Origin of the sequence: Pseudomonas sp. DSV-1 (assembly GCF_035830915.1) — a bacterium.
Taxonomy (GTDB): Bacteria; Pseudomonadota; Gammaproteobacteria; order Pseudomonadales; family Pseudomonadaceae; genus Aquipseudomonas.
In genome coordinates, this window is sequence record NZ_JAYMYG010000001.1 from 1482562 (window position 1) to 1500546 (window position 17985).

At 57.6% G+C, this 17985-nt stretch carries 17 protein-coding genes and 1 pseudogene; 8 read left to right on the forward strand and 10 right to left on the reverse strand.

Annotated features, from left to right (window positions below; all coding sequences use genetic code 11):
• Positions 1-9: 9 nt before the first annotated feature.
• Both VSQ83_RS07100 and VSQ83_RS07105 read right to left on the reverse strand, forming a co-directional pair.
• A complete protein-coding gene (locus tag VSQ83_RS07100; RefSeq protein ID WP_133079374.1) occupies positions 10-1086 on the reverse strand; it encodes a 3-deoxy-7-phosphoheptulonate synthase in 1077 nt (358 codons plus the stop codon).
• 131 nt (positions 1087-1217) lie between these two features.
• A complete protein-coding gene (locus VSQ83_RS07105; RefSeq protein ID WP_133079375.1) occupies positions 1218-1664 on the reverse strand; it encodes a PilZ domain-containing protein in 447 nt (148 codons plus the stop codon).
• Here VSQ83_RS07105 and VSQ83_RS07110 point away from each other — a divergent pair.
• The 4 genes and pseudogenes from VSQ83_RS07110 (at position 1663) to cysB (ending at position 4685) form a co-directional block, all read left to right on the forward strand.
• A pseudogene (locus VSQ83_RS07110) lies at positions 1663-2048 on the forward strand (thioredoxin family protein). The gene VSQ83_RS07105 and the pseudogene VSQ83_RS07110 sit on opposite strands and share 2 nt — an antisense overlap.
• Before the next feature lie 38 nt (positions 2049-2086).
• Positions 2087-3004 carry a 5'-nucleotidase gene (locus VSQ83_RS07115; protein WP_133079377.1) on the forward strand — a complete coding sequence of 306 codons (918 nt, stop codon included), beginning with the start codon at positions 2087-2089 and terminating at the stop codon, positions 3002-3004.
• A 92-nt stretch (positions 3005-3096) separates the two neighbouring features.
• Entirely contained in the window at positions 3097-3597 is a 501-nt protein-coding gene (locus tag VSQ83_RS07120) for a universal stress protein (protein ID WP_133079378.1), read from the forward strand.
• Positions 3598-3710: 113 nt separating this feature from the next.
• Positions 3711-4685 (forward strand): HTH-type transcriptional regulator CysB, encoded by a 975-nt coding sequence (cysB, locus tag VSQ83_RS07125; protein WP_133079379.1) that lies wholly within the window; start codon positions 3711-3713, stop codon positions 4683-4685.
• A gap of 77 nt (positions 4686-4762) precedes the next feature.
• Here the strand turns inward: cysB and VSQ83_RS07130 are convergent, their stop codons facing one another.
• The 8 genes from VSQ83_RS07130 to VSQ83_RS07165 form a co-directional block, all read right to left on the reverse strand.
• Positions 4763-7336, reverse strand: a complete 2574-nt coding sequence (locus VSQ83_RS07130) for a T6SS phospholipase effector Tle1-like catalytic domain-containing protein (protein ID WP_326425864.1) — start codon at positions 7334-7336, stop codon at positions 4763-4765.
• Entirely contained in the window at positions 7321-7854 is a 534-nt protein-coding gene (locus VSQ83_RS07135; protein WP_326425866.1) for a DUF3304 domain-containing protein, read from the reverse strand. The genes VSQ83_RS07130 and VSQ83_RS07135 overlap by 16 nt, the downstream gene beginning before the upstream one ends.
• Positions 7839-8360 (reverse strand): DUF3304 domain-containing protein, encoded by a 522-nt coding sequence (locus VSQ83_RS07140; protein ID WP_326425868.1) that lies wholly within the window; start codon positions 8358-8360, stop codon positions 7839-7841. Before VSQ83_RS07140 ends, VSQ83_RS07135 begins: the two co-directional genes overlap by 16 nt.
• Entirely contained in the window at positions 8357-9166 is an 810-nt protein-coding gene (locus VSQ83_RS07145) for a DUF4123 domain-containing protein (RefSeq protein WP_326425870.1), read from the reverse strand. The genes VSQ83_RS07140 and VSQ83_RS07145 overlap by 4 nt, the downstream gene beginning before the upstream one ends.
• Before the next feature lie 37 nt (positions 9167-9203).
• The gene (locus tag VSQ83_RS07150) at positions 9204-11267 is read right to left on the reverse strand and encodes a type VI secretion system Vgr family protein (protein WP_219261581.1); all 2064 of its coding nucleotides are present in this window, start codon (positions 11265-11267) and stop codon (positions 9204-9206) included.
• Positions 11268-11355: 88 nt separating this feature from the next.
• Positions 11356-11874, reverse strand: a complete 519-nt coding sequence (locus tag VSQ83_RS07155; protein WP_219261057.1) for an Hcp family type VI secretion system effector — start codon at positions 11872-11874, stop codon at positions 11356-11358.
• Between the two features lie 547 nt (positions 11875-12421).
• On the reverse strand, positions 12422-13558 hold the full coding sequence (locus tag VSQ83_RS07160) for a catalase family protein (RefSeq protein ID WP_326425874.1): 1137 nt from the start codon (positions 13556-13558) through the stop codon (positions 12422-12424).
• Between the two features lie 43 nt (positions 13559-13601).
• Entirely contained in the window at positions 13602-15416 is a 1815-nt protein-coding gene (locus VSQ83_RS07165; protein WP_326425877.1) for a di-heme-cytochrome C peroxidase, read from the reverse strand.
• 244 nt (positions 15417-15660) lie between these two features.
• On the opposite strand from VSQ83_RS07165, the gene VSQ83_RS07170 reads away from it, so the two are divergent.
• The 4 genes from VSQ83_RS07170 to VSQ83_RS07185 all read left to right on the forward strand — a co-directional run bounded on the left by VSQ83_RS07170 (position 15661) and on the right by VSQ83_RS07185 (position 17946).
• Positions 15661-16380, forward strand: coding sequence for an FKBP-type peptidyl-prolyl cis-trans isomerase (locus tag VSQ83_RS07170; protein WP_219261577.1), 720 nt, complete (start codon positions 15661-15663; stop codon positions 16378-16380).
• Between the two features lie 415 nt (positions 16381-16795).
• Positions 16796-17137 (forward strand): helix-turn-helix domain-containing protein, encoded by a 342-nt coding sequence (locus VSQ83_RS07175; RefSeq protein WP_133078115.1) that lies wholly within the window; start codon positions 16796-16798, stop codon positions 17135-17137.
• The gene (locus VSQ83_RS07180; RefSeq protein ID WP_133078116.1) at positions 17134-17502 is read left to right on the forward strand and encodes a hypothetical protein; all 369 of its coding nucleotides are present in this window, start codon (positions 17134-17136) and stop codon (positions 17500-17502) included. The genes VSQ83_RS07175 and VSQ83_RS07180 overlap by 4 nt, the downstream gene beginning before the upstream one ends.
• The gene (locus VSQ83_RS07185; protein WP_219261576.1) at positions 17503-17946 is read left to right on the forward strand and encodes a tetratricopeptide repeat protein; all 444 of its coding nucleotides are present in this window, start codon (positions 17503-17505) and stop codon (positions 17944-17946) included.
• The last annotated feature ends 39 nt before the right edge of the window (positions 17947-17985 follow it).

Sequence of the window (17985 nt, forward strand, 5' to 3'; positions counted from 1 at the left end):
CAGTGCGCTTTAGCCGCGATCACGCTTGGGCAGTACATCCTTGAGCTTGGCGCGCATGCTGCGCAGGGTGCTCTCGGTGGACGCCCAGTCGATGCAGGCGTCGGTAATCGACACGCCGTACTGCAAGTCTTCCAGGTTTTTAGGGATTGCCTGGCAGCCCCAGTTCAAGTGACTTTCAACCATCAGGCCGATAATCGACTGGTTGCCCTCGACGATCTGGTTGGCCACGTTCTCCATTACCAGCGGTTGCAGTGCCGGGTCTTTGTTGGAGTTGGCGTGGCTGCAGTCGACCATGATGTTCGGGCGGATTTTCGCCTTGTTCAGTGCCTGCTCGCAGAGCGCAACGCTGACCGAATCATAGTTCGGCTTACCGTTGCCACCGCGCAATACCACGTGGCCGTAGGCGTTACCCTTGGTGGTAACGATCGACACGCCGCCTTCCTGGTTGATACCCAGGAAACGATGGGGGCTGGAGACCGACTGCAGGGCGTTGATGGCAACAGTCAGGCCGCCATCGGTGCCGTTTTTGAAGCCTACCGACGAAGACAGGCCAGAGGCCATTTCGCGGTGGGTCTGGGATTCGGTGGTGCGTGCGCCAATGGCCGACCAGCTGATCAGGTCCTGCAGGTACTGCGGGGAGATCGGATCAAGGGCTTCAGTGGCCGTTGGCAGGCCCATTTCAGCCAGGTCCAGCAGCAGCTTGCGGCCGATGTGCAGGCCGTCTTCGATCTTGAACGAGTCGTCCAGGTACGGGTCGTTGATCAGACCTTTCCAGCCTACAGTGGTGCGTGGCTTTTCAAAATAAACGCGCATGACCAGATACAGCGTATCGCTGACTTCTGCGGCGAGCACTTTCAGGCGCTCGGCATACTCGTGGGCAGCCTTGATATCGTGGATCGAGCAAGGCCCGATGACAACGAACAGTCGATGGTCAGTGCCATCCAGGATGTTGCGAATCACCTCACGCCCTTTGGTCACCGTCTGCAGAGCCGTTTCACGCAAAGGCATTTCGCGCTTGAGCTGTTCAGGTGTGATCAGGGTTTCGTTGGAGGCAACGTTTAGGTCGTCGATCGGTAAATCAGCCATCGTGTTACTCGTCAGGTCACGGGTGCCGGCCGCCAGCGATCCCCGTGCGGCGGAGCACAGCTTGATTGAGCGCATCGGGGAGCCGAACCTTAACGCGTTATCCGGTAAGTCGACAATGGGCAGGCACAGCTTTAATCCAGTACCGCCTGCGCCATTGCGTGATCCAGGGTTGCCTGAGAGAACTCTACGGCGTGGTGGCTGACCCATTCCAGGGCAAGGGCTTCCAGGTCTTGCGGACATGAACTCTGTTGTTGCTGGAGGCGGGAGTAGTGCTCGATCTGGCAGATCTGTTCGCCCATGCGCGCCCCGAACAGCGCTTGTTCGTCGATCAGGGCCACCCCGATGCGATAGCCGTCCAGGTGTTTCTCGCACCAGGCTATATAGCCCGGATAGTGTGCGCTTTCCCCCAGGGTGGGCATGTACATGTCGACGGCGGTACCCCGTCGCCAGGCTCTATCGGTGTTGCATGACACGCCTGCGAGGCTGATAGAGTGCAGCTTGTGGCGCGAAAGTGAAGGTTGTTTGCGTCGCGTTATCTCAACGGGAATATCGTCAGGGTGAGGTAAAAAACGACCCATGAAAGCTGACTCCAAGTGCCATCAAATTAGTATTGTCTTTTGAGTATAGTGACTGAAATGGAACTGACAGACTTTGATGCCGATCAGCGCCTGCTGGCGTTGCCCGGGACTTCACTGGTGATCTTCACCAGCGCGGGTTGTTCGGCCTGCCGTACTGCGCGGCGCATGTTGCCCGCTATGCAGTTGCCCGTTGATCGGTTGTGCTGGATCGATGCCGGTGACAATGGTGGTCTGGTCGAACGTTACGAGATTTTCCATCTGCCCACCCTGTTTGTGGTGCACGACGGGGCCTTCTACGGTGAGCTGAAGTCCCGCCTGAGTGAGGGCGAACTGGCGCACCATATTCGACTCGCCTTGATGCATGAGCCTGACGAGCTACCGTGAAGCGGTGTCCGAATCCGCTTGAAACCTGTGGAGGCAACATGAGCAAAGGCTTAAAGGGCAAGCTGGTGCTGGCCATTTCTTCTCGGGCCCTGTTCGATTTGAGTGATAGCCATCAGGTGTATCTGAACAAGGGGATCGAGGCCTACCGGCAATACCAGATCGAGCATGAAGATGAAGTACTGGCGCCGGGGGATGCCTTCGCGCTGGTCAAAAAGCTCCTCAGTTTCAACGCAAGCCTTGGGCGTGACCGGGTCGAGGTGGTGCTGGTGTCACGCAACAGTGCCGATACCGGGTTGCGGGTATTCAATTCCATCCAGCATTACGGTCTCGATATTTCCCGTGCAGCCTTCAGCGGCGGGCGCAATCCCCATCCGTATCTCAATGCCTTTGGCTGTGACCTGTTTTTGTCGACCCATGCCGAGGATGTGCGCAGTGCACTGGATGCAGGTTTTGCGGCAGCGACCATCCTGTCGGGTGGTGCACTGCGGGCCGAGAGCAACGAGTTGCGCATTGCCTTCGACGGTGACGCGGTGCTGTTTTCCGATGAATCGGAGCGGGTTTTCCAGTCCGGTGGCCTGGAGGCTTTTCAGTCTCTTGAGCGCGAATCTGCCCGCAACCCGCTGCGTGGTGGGCCGTTCAAGGGTTTCCTGGAGGCGCTGAACCTGCTGCAGCGCGAGTTTCCTGATGACGCCTGCCCGATTCGTACCGCGCTGGTCACCGCACGGTCGGCCCCAGCCCATGAGCGGGTGATCCGTACGCTGCGCGATTGGGATATTCGCCTGGACGAGTCGCTGTTTCTCGGAGGACTGGACAAGTCGGCGTTTCTGGAGGCCTTTGCTGCCGATGTGTTTTTTGATGATCAGGCGGGTCATTGCGAAAGGGCGCGCCAGGTTGTCGCTACCGGTCATGTTCCACACGGCATCAGCAATGAATCCCGGGATTCGGTGCCCGAGTAAGCCTGCATGCAGGTGGTCGAGGGGGCTTCGTAGTTGTCCGGGCGCTGCTAAGCTGAATCTACCTCGTTCATCAAAGCTGTCGGGAAGGTCGCATGATTCGCTCAATTCTCTATGCCACTGACCTCGGCGTTTATGCGCCCGTTGTAATGCAGCATGCGCTGGGGCTTGCCCGCAGCTTCGGCGCCGATCTGTTTGTGGTGCATGTAGTCGAACCCATGGGGCTGTTTGCCGAGTCAGTCCTGCAGAGTTATCTCGATGAGCATGCGTTGAACGAACTGCACCGCCAGGGCATGCACACCATGCTGTCGAATATTGAATTGCGTGTCCTTGAGAATCTTCGTGAGGAGTTGGCAGGGTGGGAGTTGGAACTGGCCCTGATTCGCTCGGTCAAGGTTATTCAGGGTGAACCTTCACAAGTCATTCTGGAGCAGTCGAAAAAGTTGTGCGTAGATCTGCTGATCCTGGGCAGTCACGCCCAGCCCACGGGGGGCGAGTCGCATTTGGGGCGAACCGCAACCAGGGTGATCGAGCTGGCGCAGATGCCGGTGTATCTGGTGCCGCTGACACAGCGTCGGCGCAGCGCTGATGTGTAAGGCTGATGAATCGATAAAAACGATAAAAAGTTCTAGATTTCTTATTCCAACCTTCCATATAGTTATATATCGCCGCCGATACCCTTGGCGTCTATCAGCTTTGAGGGATGCATATGAAGCTTCAACAATTGCGCTACATCTGGGAAGTGGCGCACCACGACCTCAACGTTTCGGCCACTGCACAGAGCCTTTACACCTCACAGCCGGGTATCAGCAAACAGATCCGCCTGCTTGAAGACGAACTGGGGGTCGAGGTTTTTGCCCGTAGTGGCAAGCACCTGACCCGAGTGACACCGGCGGGCGAGCGCATCATCACGACGGCTGGCGAGATCCTGCGCAAGGTCGAAAGCATCAAGCAGATCGCTCAAGAGTTTTCCAACGAGAAAAAAGGCACGCTGTCGATTGCCACCACCCACACCCAGGCGCGTTACGCCTTGCCGCCGGTGATCAGCAATTTCATCAAGCAGTACCCGGATGTCGCGTTGCACATGCATCAGGGTTCGCCCATGCAAATTGCCGAAATGGCCGCTGATGGCACCGTCGACTTTGCAATTGCCACCGAGGCCCTGGAGCTGTTTGGCGATCTGGTGATGATGCCGTGCTACCGCTGGAATCGCTGCGTGGTCGTGCCACAAGGTCACCCGCTGACCAAACTGCCAAAGCTGACCCTCGAAGCCCTGGCTGAATTCCCGATCGTGACTTACGTATTCGGCTTTACGGGCCGTTCCAAGCTCGATGAAGCCTTCAGTCATCGCGGCCTGACCCCCAAGGTGGTGTTCACCGCGGCTGATGCTGACGTGATCAAGACCTATGTACGTCTGGGCCTGGGTGTTGGCATCGTGGCCAAAATGGCCGTGGACACCAAGCTCGACAACGACCTGGTGGTCCTGGATGCCAGCGAACTGTTCGAGTCCAGCATCACCAAGATCGGTTTCCGCCGTGGCACCTTCCTGCGCGGATTCATGTGCGACTTTATCGAGAAATTTGCCCCGCACCTCACCCGTGAAGTAATGGCAAAGGCCATTGCCTGCCACAACAAGCAAGAGCTCGAAGAGCTGTTTGAAGGGGTCGAGCTGCCGGTGCATTGAGTGCAGCGTTTACCCCGTAGGTGTGGCTTTGTGCGGCGCCTGCGGGGTGCTTGTCACGACCTATGTGAGCATTCCAGTTAGAAGCTTCCCGCCACGCCCTTTGCCTGATCCAGCCAGCCCCTGGTTGGCTCAGCCTGGGGCGTTTGTGTTTGCAGCGCGTGTTCCAGCAGGTTGTTGGCTTCAAGTGCTTGCGCGGCCTTGAGGATCGAAATCAAATTATCCGTAGTGGCGGTTTTTTCGGTCAATGCAGGTGGCACGGGCAGCGCCTGGGCCGCTTTCACCGCGTCGCCGGTGTTTTTGGTAAAGGCGCATACGGTTTCTATGTTTTCGATCATCGGCAGTGACAGGCGGGTCACGGTGTCAAATGCATTGATAAACGGGAACTCCACCTTGCCGCGAAGCACCGGGGTGCCCAGGCTTGGCAGAATCAGCCCCACCAGATAACGCGGGTTCTGACGCCTGATCGTCAGGCCGACACTGGCCACCGCCAGGGCCACGCCCACCACGCGCCCAACGTTCACCAGCAGCGACAGTTCGTTGTTGGATTGAGTGTCGAAGAAGATCCCGCGGTACCGAAAGTAGTCGCTGAACACCTCCCGCTCGTTCAAGGCCGCGTTCATGAACCAGGCGCGGGAATCATGCACATGCTCGTCAAACAGGCCCACGATCGCCCACGCTTTGTCGTTCACCGGCTTGCCGTTGGCGCCGAACAGCAGGGCGTAATTTTCTTCACCGGCCTGGCGCAGTTTGGCATAGTGCTCGGCCTCATCCTGGCCATTGGTCATATACACCAGCCCGCCCACCAGGGTGTTGGCGAGGGTGCCAAAGCTGATCATCTCGCTCAAGGTCAGGTTCCACTCCGGCACGTAGTCGCGCCGAAAGTCGGCCATGGCGTTGCGCAACTGGCGATAATCCAGGTTGGGCTCGAACACTTTGCTGGTGTTGAACGAGGCGGCAGGTTGGGTGCCGGTGCGCTTTTCATAAGCCTCTTTTGTGGCTTGATGTTTTTTTTGCGACGCCAGTTCGGCTTCGGACCAGACCGGCGCTTTAGAGCCGGCGCGCATGGCGGCATCTTCTTCGAGCTGCATGGCGTGCAGGGCCTCGAACGCGTCGACTTCGTCGCCGTTCATATCGCTCGCGGGGCCGTTTTGCAGCACCCGCCGATTGAGACACGTCCACTTGATCCAGTTCATGGCGTAACGGCTGATGCGCCAACCGGTAATCACCCCGGCCTCGCGGGCCATGACCTCTTCCAGCGGGCCGTTGTCCATATTGTCAAGCCAGGTGTTGAAACGTTCGATCAAGGTGGGGTCGACCTGGAATTCGATAGACGTTGAGTCGCTCATCACCAGCCAAGGTCGATCATGTTTCAATGCCATGTTGAAAGCTTCTGGAGGTGCCTGCAACGGCGCGCCAACTTTGTAGGCTTCGTCATACATATGGTGCAGGGCAATTTGCGATAGCACCTCTTTTCCACCTGCTGCAGCTTTGCCTTGATCGCCGGGCGGATAACCGCCGCCAACGTCGGAGTGCATGCCGGGGTAGATGTATTCCCTGGTGCCGCTGCGATAGGTGGACAGGCAGTCCGGATCGTCGGGGTTGGCCTGGCGCCGGATCGAGTCCAGGGGGAAGCAACTGCGCTGCTCGTGGGCTGCCACCATATGCACGCAGCGCTCCAGAAATTCTTCGGAGTCGGACAGGCGCAGGGTGCCGTCGGCCCAGCCCATGTGGCCTGCGGCAAATGGCGCCAGATAGGGGATACCCACTGAGGCCACGGTGTCGAACAGCCCCATGAACACAATCTTGATCGGCAGCCCGGCAAACAGGTAGCAGGTGGTGCCTTCCACTTCGACCTTGGTCAGGGCTTCCAGCCAGTTGGCAAATGCCCGCGCCTGGGCGGCGCCCCGTGAAAACCCGTACACGAACAGGCGTACAGCCTTGATGGTCGGGATGGTCTTGCCGGCATGGGCGGCGTCGATCTGGGCTTTGAGTTCGGCCAGGGGCTGGGCCAGTACTTCTTGGCGGCGGGTATAGCTGTTTTTGAAGACCGAAGCTGCGAGCATATCTTCGGTGAGGCTGGTGCCCATTTTTTGTACGAGAGCGTAGGCGTCTCCATTATCAAGATAAGTATCGCCAGATGCCCTCTTTAGAGCGTCAATTAAACGGGTTAGCCCCCAATTGATCCGGTTTTCGCCGCCTGTCGACATCGTCAAACCTTGGCTATCCGGCTTGAACTCGCCTATTTCCTTGAACTCGGTGCCGACGCCTTGCATGTAATAGCGATAAAAACCCTCTCTCTGCTCGGCTTCATGTTCAGGGCCTCCCAAGCTCGCATGAAACAGACGTGCCACATTGGTAGTGGTCGAAGGTAAAGCCAGATTGTCCGTCGGTTCATGGTTGTTGGTACCGTCAAAGCAAAGCGTGATCGTCACGATCTGCATGCAGGGCCGGCCCGCGTAAGCCCATCCGGCTGCATGAGCAGCGTCCATTGCTTGTTGTTCGAACGGGTCGAAGGCTTGCTGTTGCTTTCGATAATTGAAAAGCACATCTCCCGGTGTTTGGGGTAAAAGCCCGCCCATTTTGAAGTCGGGGGTCAGGCTGAGAAATTCGCCAGTGGATCTTTTAGGGCGCGGCGTCATGGTTTCGGACATGTGGCAGGCTCCTGCATTTTTTGTGGAAATTTATAGGGGTAGTTGGGTGAGCGGGGCATCATCAGACCTGCCGTAACGGCGACTTGGTTGCAGGGTAGGAAATGCACATTGACGACACCTAAGCGCTCATACGGCGCCACTGTCACAACGGCGCGATGGCGGGTGTATTGAGCTTCTTTCTCTCGAGCGGCTTTTAACCAGGCATCGGAATAGCGGGGCTTGGGCCAGTTGGCGGAATCATACGGATTGGGGTCTTTCTCCCACTCGACCACCACGGTCAAGCCGGGGTGCCATTTCACGGGAAGCGTGGCGCAGCACATTTGGCCGCCGCCGTATCCGTAGGGCGCCAGATTGGGCCCGCCATTGCCATTGACCGAAAACCGGTTGATCGCCGCCGAGGTATGGCTATAACCCTCGATTGGCGCGCCCAGTCGGTCAGGCAGGGAGTCGGCACAGCCCTGTAGCGCCATCCCGGCGATAAACATCACCAGCAGTGAGCGAGTCATGGTTTCGGACATGTGGCAGGCTCCTGCATTTTTTGAGGGAAGTTAAATGGGTAACCTGGCTGGCCGGGAAGAGCGGCGACTGCTGATACAGCCACCTGATTACAGAGCAGAAAATGCACATCTATTGCCCCCAGCTCTTCATACGGAGCCACTGCGACAACGGCGCGATGGCGGGTGTATTGAGCTTCGTGCTCTTGAGCTGCCTTCCTCCATGCATCTGAAAAAGGAGGATCCGGCCAATTGACAGAGTCATACGGATCAGGGTCTTTCTCCCACTCGACAACCACGGTCAAGCCGGGGTGCCATTTCACGGGAAGCGTGGCGCAGCACATTTGGCCGCCGCCGTATCCGTAGGGCGCCAGATTGGGTCCGCCATTGCCATTCACCGAAAACCGGTTGATCGCCGCCGAGGTATGGCTATAGCCCTCGATTGGCGCGCCTAACCGGTCAGGTATGGAGTCGGCACAGCCCTGTAGCGAGAGACCGCTGATTAACAGCAAAAGAGGCAAGCGACTCATGAGTGGGCCTTGTGCCAGGTCGAGGTGATTGGAAGGTGGGTACTCAGCGCCGAGGCAATAAAGTCTTCGTGTTCATGTTTTTCCAGTTTCTGCCGGCTGATATCCAGATGGATTTCAATCAGGCAACGAATCATGGCTTCGCGTGAAGTGAAGCCATGCTCATGGGGCGTCTTGGCGTGCTCCTTGAACCAGCGAAGTGCCGCGCTGACAGCTTGCAAGTGCAGCACTTGCTCATTGCTCAGGCTCATGCCGGTTTGCGCAGCCTGATCGCCCGGGCGGGTGTCGAACCCTGATAGCGCTGCAGCTTTGTTGTCGCGATCGATCCAGTGCCACCGGCTCACCGGGGCGTGAAACAACTTGAGTTGAGGGGGATCAAGCTGTTCGCAAAAAGACTTGAACAGGCGGGTGTCGTAGTAACGCAGTACACCGCTGCACGTATTCTGGTTCCAGCAAGCCCGGGTAGCCCCACGCAAGTGCGCGGCCAAGGCGTCGAAAGGCCAGCGACTGGTCAGTGCCAGCACACAAAAGTCGTGGTGTACCGCTTCAAGCAGCGCAAATAGCCCGGCGCACTGTTGCTCATGGGTCAATTCGATGCGCAGCAGCAGTGGGCCAAAACGGGCCACTTCGTGCTCCAGCGTTTGCTCGAACAACCAGGCGCTGGCAGGCGCCGGTGTCAGTTCAAGCAGGGGCGGCAATAGCTGGGCAGGCAGTGTCGTGCAGTCGATCAGAACATCCAGGTGGTCGAGCTTCGCCTTGCGGGCTTCTACGGTCAAAAGTTGAAACCAGTCCTTTGCGGTTGTTGACATGTTGCTTCCTTGTTTCAAGAGGTTCGCTGATGAAGTGTTACTGCGCCACTAATGCCTCGGCCCTGGCCTGTGCAGCCAGCAAGCAGCCCTTGCACACCCCTTTGGGCGACGCAGGGGGCTCGTTTGCCTGGGCGTCTGTAGCCTCCGGATCAAGCAAGGACGGAATGCTTGAGAGCCCCAGCAAGTCGGGCAATAGCGACACCGCCGCCGTTCCGCTGAGGGGGGCGCCGCCGGTTTCAATCGGGGTGCTGCTGAAGATGCCTGCGGGGCTGATGACCAGGTGGTGCCCCCCGGCTTTCAAGGTAAGGCTGGCACCCGCGTCCAGGATCAGATTGGCTCCGGCCTTGAGGTGAACTTCCTGACCTGCCTCCACGACCACGGTCTGCCCGACCCGGGTATGGCTGCTGCTGGCGACCTGCAAGTAGTCGCTGGCCTGGAGCGCGACTTTTCGATCTGCCGTTACAGTGCGCTGGTCCTGCGCTTCGAGCACCGCGATGCTGTTGCCCTTGATGGTTTCATGGCGCTCGTTGCCAACTTCAAGGCGGCTGTCATGCCCGATGTTCTGTTCCATGTCGCGCTGGGCACGCAGATAGATCAGCTCCTGACCGGCGCGATCTTCAAGGTGCAGTTCGTTGAAACCCCGGCCTCCCGGTGAACTGCGGCTGCGCAAGACACTGCGGGTCTTGTGTGCTGGCAACTCATAAGGCACCGGGTTCAGGCTATTGGCCAGGCAGCCGCTGACCACGGGCCGGTCGGGGTCGCCCTCAAGGAAGGTGACCAGCACCTCCATCCCGACCCGCGGAATCGTGACCCCGCCGTGGCTGCCGCCCGCCCAACTGGAGGCCACCCGTAGCCAGTAGCTGGACTTGTCATCAGCCTTGCCTTCGCGGTCCCAGTGGAACTTGACCTTGATCCGGCCATAGGCGTCGCAATAGATCTCTTCGCCGGCTGGCCCGGTGACCAGGGCCGTTTGGCTGCCCAGCACGCGGGGTTTGGGGTATGGCTGTTGCGGGCGATAAAACACATCCCAGGGCGTTGCCACGAAACGGTTGCGATAGCCCTGTTCAAGCTGTTCTGAATCAGGTGAGGGGGCATGGCTGATGCTCTCTTCCAGTACCTGCGGCTGATAGCCCTGGTGATGGACTTCAGTCAGTAACCAGAGCGCGTTCCACTCTTTGCGCGGGTGTTCGCTGAGCAACATGAAGTGCCCGCTGACCAGCGTTGGCTGATCGCTGTTGCCTTCGGATTGACGGTAATCGGCTCGGTGACGCTCAAGGGCGCGCCGGGTCAAGGGCTTGCCGCGCTCACCCTGGACGAACAAACCTGGATAGTCATAGTCCTCAAGATCGGGCTGAGGGCTCTGGGCTTCAGGGTTGTGGGCGGCCTGGACGGTAAAGCCGGCTTTCTCGAAGTTGTAATCCCTGCGCGTGGTGCGACTGGTACGGGCCTCAACGCGCAGGTTGAAGTGCTTGATGGCAGGTTCATCGGCCACCATGCCGCTGTCCTGCAGGTAGGCGGTGGGTTTGTCCAGTTGGGGAAACCCCGTCTGGTCATCGCCGAACACCAGTAAATGGGCCTGCCTGGAGTGTTCGAAGTGGTAATGAATACCTTCTTCGCGGCACAGGCGCTGGATGAAGTGCAAGTCCGACTCGTTGTACTGAACGCAGTATTCTCGCGGCGGGTAGATCGCGTTCAGTCGAAACTGGTAGGCATCGCCAAGGATTGCGTGTTCTTCAAGGATCTTGCTGATGATTTGCGCAACCGTGCGCTGTTGGAAAATACGCTGATTGGTGCGATGCCTTAGATAGGCAAGGTGCGGGACCAGCGTCAGGCTGTAACGTGTCAGACGTTTGCCCGAATCGCCTTGGGCAATACGATATATCTGCCCATGAATACCGTTACCACTGTTGTTGAAAGCCAGAAAAGCTTGTTTGTGAAGCATGCTTTCAAGGTCAAGATTCGGGCGTTCGCTGACGAGTTCTACCTTGATCGCAAACGGTGTGCTGATGGCCTCCGGCCCTTGAAACTCAAGCACGCGCAGATCGTGTTCAAACCCTTCGATAGTGAGCGTGAACAGCGTTTCGTTAGCAGGATTGAACATGTTTTTTTCCTCAAGCCTGACCCTCAAAAAGTCATGAGCGGTATCAACCGTTAAACAACGATTGATACCGTGAAACACTCAGTCAGTGTCAGCCTGCAACTGGGGTGCGCCAGTCATCAGAACCGGAAGTACCGGACACTTCATGGGTCCAGGTGATTTTGCGGTAGGTGAACTCAACGTCTTCCAGATGGGTGAAGTGCGAATTCGACGGGTCCTGGCAGTTATGCATGTAGTCCTTGATGTCGACGATGATCGCGTCTTCAAGTTTGGTGGTGAAGTAGTGCTCCTGAGTGCCTGCCGATGAAGTGCGATACCACTCGATAGTGATTTCAGTCAGGCGCTCGCCGGACGTCAGTGCAGCCAGCAGCAGCGGCGAAGACTTGTCGAAGACCTTGGTAATCTTGACCGGCTTGTGAACGCGTTGACCGGTCGGTTGACCCGATTGCGGATCGCGAGGAATGATCACTTCGTGACTGAAACCCTGAACCATGACCTGGTCTTCGTGACCTTCCTGATAGGTGTTGCCGACCGAGTCGGCGGTGAAAGCACCGGCGGTAATCAGACCCTGTTTGGTACCGGTGATGGACATATACGCTGGCGTTGCCATGGATGATTTCCTTACTGATCAATATAGAAACCCGCAGGCTTTTTTAATGGCGGGCTCCTATTTGCTATCAAAGCCCATGCCAGAAAAAATAAAGTCTTTGTTTATCAGGGATGTAGTGTTGCTAGTTGGATTTAATTTGCTGGCGTAATGAAAAGTACCGATAAAAGTGCGCAAGAAGTTGCGCAGTAGTGTGCAACTTCTTGCGCACTTGGCTGTACATCAAGATTTGCAGGCGTTACAAGGATCTATTCACAGGGTTATCCACATTCAAGTGTGCAACTTGTTGCGCATAGTGGCTAATTAGGGGGCTTGGATGTGCGGTGCGTTGTTCGTTGTTTTTGTGAGCGGCACATTATGTGCTGTTTGATGGGTGTCAAGTTGTGCGTATGACAGATATAAACTTTTTAAGTGTGGGAGATATCTTAATTACAGCGTGCGCCAAATCCTGTGGGAGCGGGCTTGCTCGCGATGGCATCGACGCGATCTGATTCAAAGACCGCGTCGCCTTCATTGCGAGCAAGCCCGCTCCTACATTTATCCGGGCATGTTATTGCTGCGCATTGCGTGTATGCCGATACTCGCTCACGGCGTCATACACCGCCTTGCGCAGGCGGTTGATCCCGCCAATCGGACGATGCTCTTCGATGCCATGCCACGGGCTGAACGACAGGTTGTCACACGCCAGATTCTGGCTTGGGGTGTCGAAGTCCTGAGGGGCAATCCTGACCCGTGCCACCGTCTCGAAGGGCGCGTCAGACTCTTTCCATTCAATGCTCGTATCTTCAATCGGCATGAAGCGATTGGCGTTCTGGCGTTGCACCTGCAAGACAAAACAGGCAGGTACCCGGTCGGTGGAAAGTTGCTGGTTCAAGGCATTGCGCAAGAAATTGGGCAGTGCCTCATTTTGCGCCGGCAATGTGTATGCCGGGCAGCTCTCAGGGTCGGGGGCCACACGGTATTTGGCATTGGCCGTGCCGAACTTGTAGGGCGACACTGAAAAGTACGTGGTTTGCGTGGGGCTGGCGGGGGCGGGTGCCAGTGTCGCCAGGGCGATAAACAAATGACGGACCTGCCAGCTGCGCGGATCCCACGACGGGAAGAAGGCCAGCACCTTTTTGCCATCTGCCTGGGCACCGATGTTCTGACGGTATTCGGCTACGTCGCTGACGAAGAAGTTGGGATGGTTGAACATGACAAAATCCTGTTCGCCACGCCCTTGCTGGCTTGGCAGTAACTGAGCCCCCGGTACGTCGAGCAACTTGATCGCCATCCCCCGGGCATCCCGGATGCTGTCAAATTGCGGGTAAGCATTGCCATTGGACAGACGCATCACCGCTTGCCAGGTTTTACCCGGTGCGGCGAATACGCCCTGGCGCAATGCCGGATCGAGATCGTCGAGCACCTGGACCTGGGCTTTGACGCAGCCGTGGGCCTTGGCGTGGGCATCGCGCAGATAACGGGTGTTCTCGCGGTGCTGGTCAACGATCCTGATTGCCGTCTGGATAGTGTCCTGGGTCATGGCGGCTTCACCCGCGGGGATCTGTTCCTGGGCCGAGACCGGGCCGCGATGCTGCCAGGCGTACCAGCCCGTGGCCAATCCCCAGCCAAGCAACCCCAGGGCGATCAGTGCCAGCAGTAACGTGCCCAGCCATTTGCCGAGTCGAAGCCAGAAAGCGGTCAGCATGCAAACATCCTTTTAGGGAAATCTTCGGTGTGTCGAACAAACTTCATTCGTTGGGCAACGGGTGTTCAAGGGGCCCGCCGAGCACTTTCAAGTACTCCAGCAACGCCCAGCGCTCTTCGGGTTGCAGCAGGCGTCCGATAACGCCATTGCCGCGAGGGCCGGGGCGGAACTCGTGCCCGCTGTTGTGGTTGCCGCTGATACGCGTATCGAGCACAAAACCACCGTCAAAGGCTTCGGTGCGGTAGCCCAAATGCCGCGGGTCGTACTCAAAGCTGCCGCGATAGAAGGTCTGGTCGCGCTCGGCCTGTGGCGAAAGCAGTTGGTACACCGTAGGCACTGAGCCGTTGTGCAGGAAGGGCGCTGTGGCCCAGATCCCGTCGAGGGGCCGCGCCTTGTAGGCACGCACTTCCAGAACACCGATAGGCAGGCCGAAACCGTTGAGACGCGCCTGCTCTTGTGGGCCAATGCTGGCGTCATGGTAGGCCCGTTTTTCAACAAACGCAGTGACGTAGGCCAGGCCCTTGGCCACTGACAGTTTGCTCATGTCCAGAGGCGTATCGGTTTTGGGGTACAAATCCACGTTCATGCCAGCCAGTTCAGCCGGATCCCACTGCAAGGGGCTCAGATCGTATCGATTGTCGGCAATGTTGTTCGCGGTATTGGGATCGGTGCCGATGACCTCGACCGGCAACATTTTGAGCTGCTTGACCAGGCGCCCATTCTCCTCGATCACCGGTGGTACATGACACCCGGCGCAGTTTTCGTTGAATAGCGCACGGCCTTTGGCTGCCAGGGGGCGATCGATGTTGCCGAACAGTGCCTCGGGCCAGACCGGGGGCTTGAGTTTTTGCAGGGTCTCTTCAATCAGGTGCAAGTCGTTTACCCGAACACTCGACGGGTAGCGGGCATCGCCCTGCAGTGGCTGGCCATGCTCATCGAAAAAATTCAGGGTGGCGCCAACACCAAGGGCTTCACCAATATTGCGTGCCATCGGCTGCTTGGCCGAGCCGTTCCACTGCACCCAGTCGAACGTCCACATATCCCACAGGTGCGGATAGTCAACCGGAGCGTTGGCTACGCGGTAGTTGGACGGGGAAATGGCATCACCGAAACTGGCGTTGGCGATCCTTCCGAAAGCATCGGTACGGCCCGGCCCTTCGAGTGTGGGATAGAGGCCGCGATGGGTGTCATTCCAGGCCACCGCCAGAAACGTATCCAGGGATGCCTTGAAGTCTTTGCGCAGTTGTTTGTGCTGAGCTTCGTACTGCTCGCCCAGCACCGTGCGTGCGAAGCGTTCGAATTTCCAGGGGTTGTAGTAGGTCGCGGCGAGACTGGCTACCAGCGCCTGACCAAAACTGCCGCCGCGCAAGGTCGGTACGCTGGATGGCAGCACGTGTTGTGCCGGGGCACCATCGATGCGCAGTGCCTGGCCTTTGTAGCGCAGTTCACCGGTGTGGCAGGCGGCGCAGGTGATGTCCAGGTACTCGACCTGGCTGCCCGGGTTCTGGTGGCGAGTAAAGCCCACTGGCAGGTTGCCCGGGTTGGCGGTAGTGGCCTGTTGCTTGGGATCGACCAGAAACCCGAAGCGCGCCAGATACTCGGGCGCTGCGAAAGGCTGTTTTGAAAAGGGCAGTTCGAGGGCGCTGAACCAGTCGTAATGCAGGCCTTTAACCTGGGTCCCCTGGGGGGTGTAGTAATAGGTCTGGCGTTCGGCAGGGGTCCACTGATCCAGATAGTGCAGTTGCTGAGGGGGCTCGTAGGCAGGCAGTTTTGGGTTGGCAATGAAGTAGATCATCAGGCCAAGCCCCAGGACCAACGCCAGCAGCAGTCCCAGCAGAACACGGTAAAACAGACGCACAGTAACGCTCCTTGTAAAAATAATTACAGCCTTATGCCTCAGGTAGGGGCAGGCATCAAGTGACCCGATGGCATTGTCGGGTTTACAGATGTGTTAATAAAAGTTGCTGTAATCGTGAATTGTTATTAATGCATGAACTTATCGGCATTTCGCCCCTCTTATGCCGGTAGCCATTGGTCGCGGCCGCCTGATAAGCTCGCGGCTTTATTCGATTGCCCATTTGGCGCATGAACAAGGAAATAGCATGAAACAGCATCGGTTGGCGGCAGCTGTGGCTCTGGTAAGCCTGGTACTGGCGGGTTGTGATTCGCAGACCAGCGTAGAGCTGAAAACTCCAGCGCAAAAAGCCTCGTACGGCATTGGCCTGAACATGGGTAAAAGCCTGGCTCAAGAAGGCATGGATGATCTGGATTCCAAGGCCGTAGCCCAGGGCATCGAAGATGCCGTCGGCAAGAAAGAGCAAAAGCTGAAGGACGATGAGCTGATCGAAGCGTTTGCAGCACTGCAGAAACGTGCTGAAGAGCGTCTGACCAAGATGAGCGAAGAAGCTTCTACTGCTGGCAAAAAATTCCTGGAAGAAAATGGCAAGAAAGCAGGTGTTGTCACTACCGCTTCTGGCCTGCAGTACGAAGTCATCAAGAAAGCCGATGGCCCTCAGCCTAAAGCCACCGACGTGGTGACTGTTCACTACGAAGGCAAATTGATTGATGGCAAGGTTTTCGACAGCTCGGTTGAGCGCGGCAGCCCGATTGATCTGCCGGTTAGCGGCGTGATCCCGGGTTGGGTTGAAGGTCTGCAACTGATGCATGTTGGCGAGAAGTACAAGCTGTACATCCCTAGCGAACTGGCCTACGGCGCACAAAGCCCAAGCCCGTCGATCCCGGCCAACTCGGTGCTGGTATTCGATCTGGAACTGCTGGGCATCAAAGATCCTGCCAAAGCAGAGCAAGACGCTGCCAAGTAAGTAGCATGTTGTACGCGTAACGCCCCGTCTCGACGGGGCGTTGTCGTATCTGCAGTCAGGTTTTTGTTTGCGTCAGTGTTGTCCTGCACCCTTTCAAATCGCCCATAAGTTCCCTTGGCTAGTGGTTGCTGACTGCCAAGTCAATGAATTTATGGGTTTTTTTATGTGTGTAAAAAACGCCCGATCTGACTCCAGCCCTTATGGGACGGGCCTTTCAGCCTTAAAAAACAGCTCTGTTCACAAGGTTATCCACAATTTGTGTGGATAACATTTTCCTCCCGGTGGGGCGTTCAGGGCTGTTTTCACAAAAATTTCACTTGCGAGTGAAAACCCGAGAGACCTTGGTGGCTGATAGGATTAAGCTTCAAGGGAAAGTTCTGACTCGATTTATTTAAAAGTCTGACGGGGTTTAGTAATGGATCTTCAAATCATCAAGCGTAATGGTGAGCCTGAATACGCCGTTCTTTCATGGGAAAGTTATCAGGCGCTGCTCAAGGCTGCAGGCCTCAAGGAGCGAACTGCAGCGCCTGACCCTGTACTGCAGGCATCTGCCCCCGAGCAGGTGCATCCCGGACTCGATCAACTGCGCAGCCTGCGCGAGAACAAGGGCCTGGCCCTTGAAGTGCTGGCTCGCACAGTCGGTATCAGTCCGTCCTATCTGGGAATGATAGAAACCGGTGAGCGTCTCCCCGACCTCGCCATTCGTCGAAGCTTGGCCTGGGAGCTTGGTATCCCGGGCTGGAGGGAAGCACCATGAGCGTTCGCATCAGTCGTCAACACTGGGATGGGTTGTTGGCTGAGCTCGATCAGGCGCGCCGACAGCGCCACTTGCTGACTTACCGTGCGCTACTGGAACGGTTGCAATTACCGAGCCCTGCAATGTTGACCCTTACCGCAGCACTTGAGCACCTAGCGGCGATGGATGCCAAGGCCGAGCAGCCCTTGCGCAGTTCGCTGGTGATCAGCCAGGGCGCAAGTCGTCTGCCACGCACGGGCTTTTTTGAGTGCGTTGAGCGGCTTGGGCGTTTTCCCGGCCCGCCGGATGGCATTGCCGCCGCGTCATGGCATGCCTCAGAGGTGGTGCGCGTGTTTGAGCATGCTTATGAGCACGAGGAGGCTTGAGTGCTCTGGCGGTTTAAGGCGCGCCTGAGCTACTGGCTGGCGCGCAAGTTGTTTCGCTGGCCCTGGTGCGTGCGCCAGCCGCGCGTCTGGGGCTGGATGGAAGGGCAGTTTGCACGTATGGCCAACCTGGGCGATACCCGTGCCCAAAGCTTCTACGGGCACATTCTGGCCTTTCGCGGTCAAGGCCTTGGAGCGAAGGAGGAGGGCGTACGCCTGTTGCGTCTGGCGGCGTTGAGCGGCGACGCGAAGGCAGCTTATCAAGTGGGTGTTTTCAGCCTGGCGGGTTCGCTCGGCAAGACCCCGGATGCTGCAGAAGCGGCGCGCTGGTGGACGATGGCGGTAAAGGCGGGACATCCACTGGCCGCGCACAAGCTGGCGATGTTGTATCAGGACGGTGGCCCGGGATTGCTGGCTGATCCGCAACTGGCCCGGCTTTACCAATAGCCAATAAAAAGGGCGGGACGCATAACGCGGCCCGCCCTT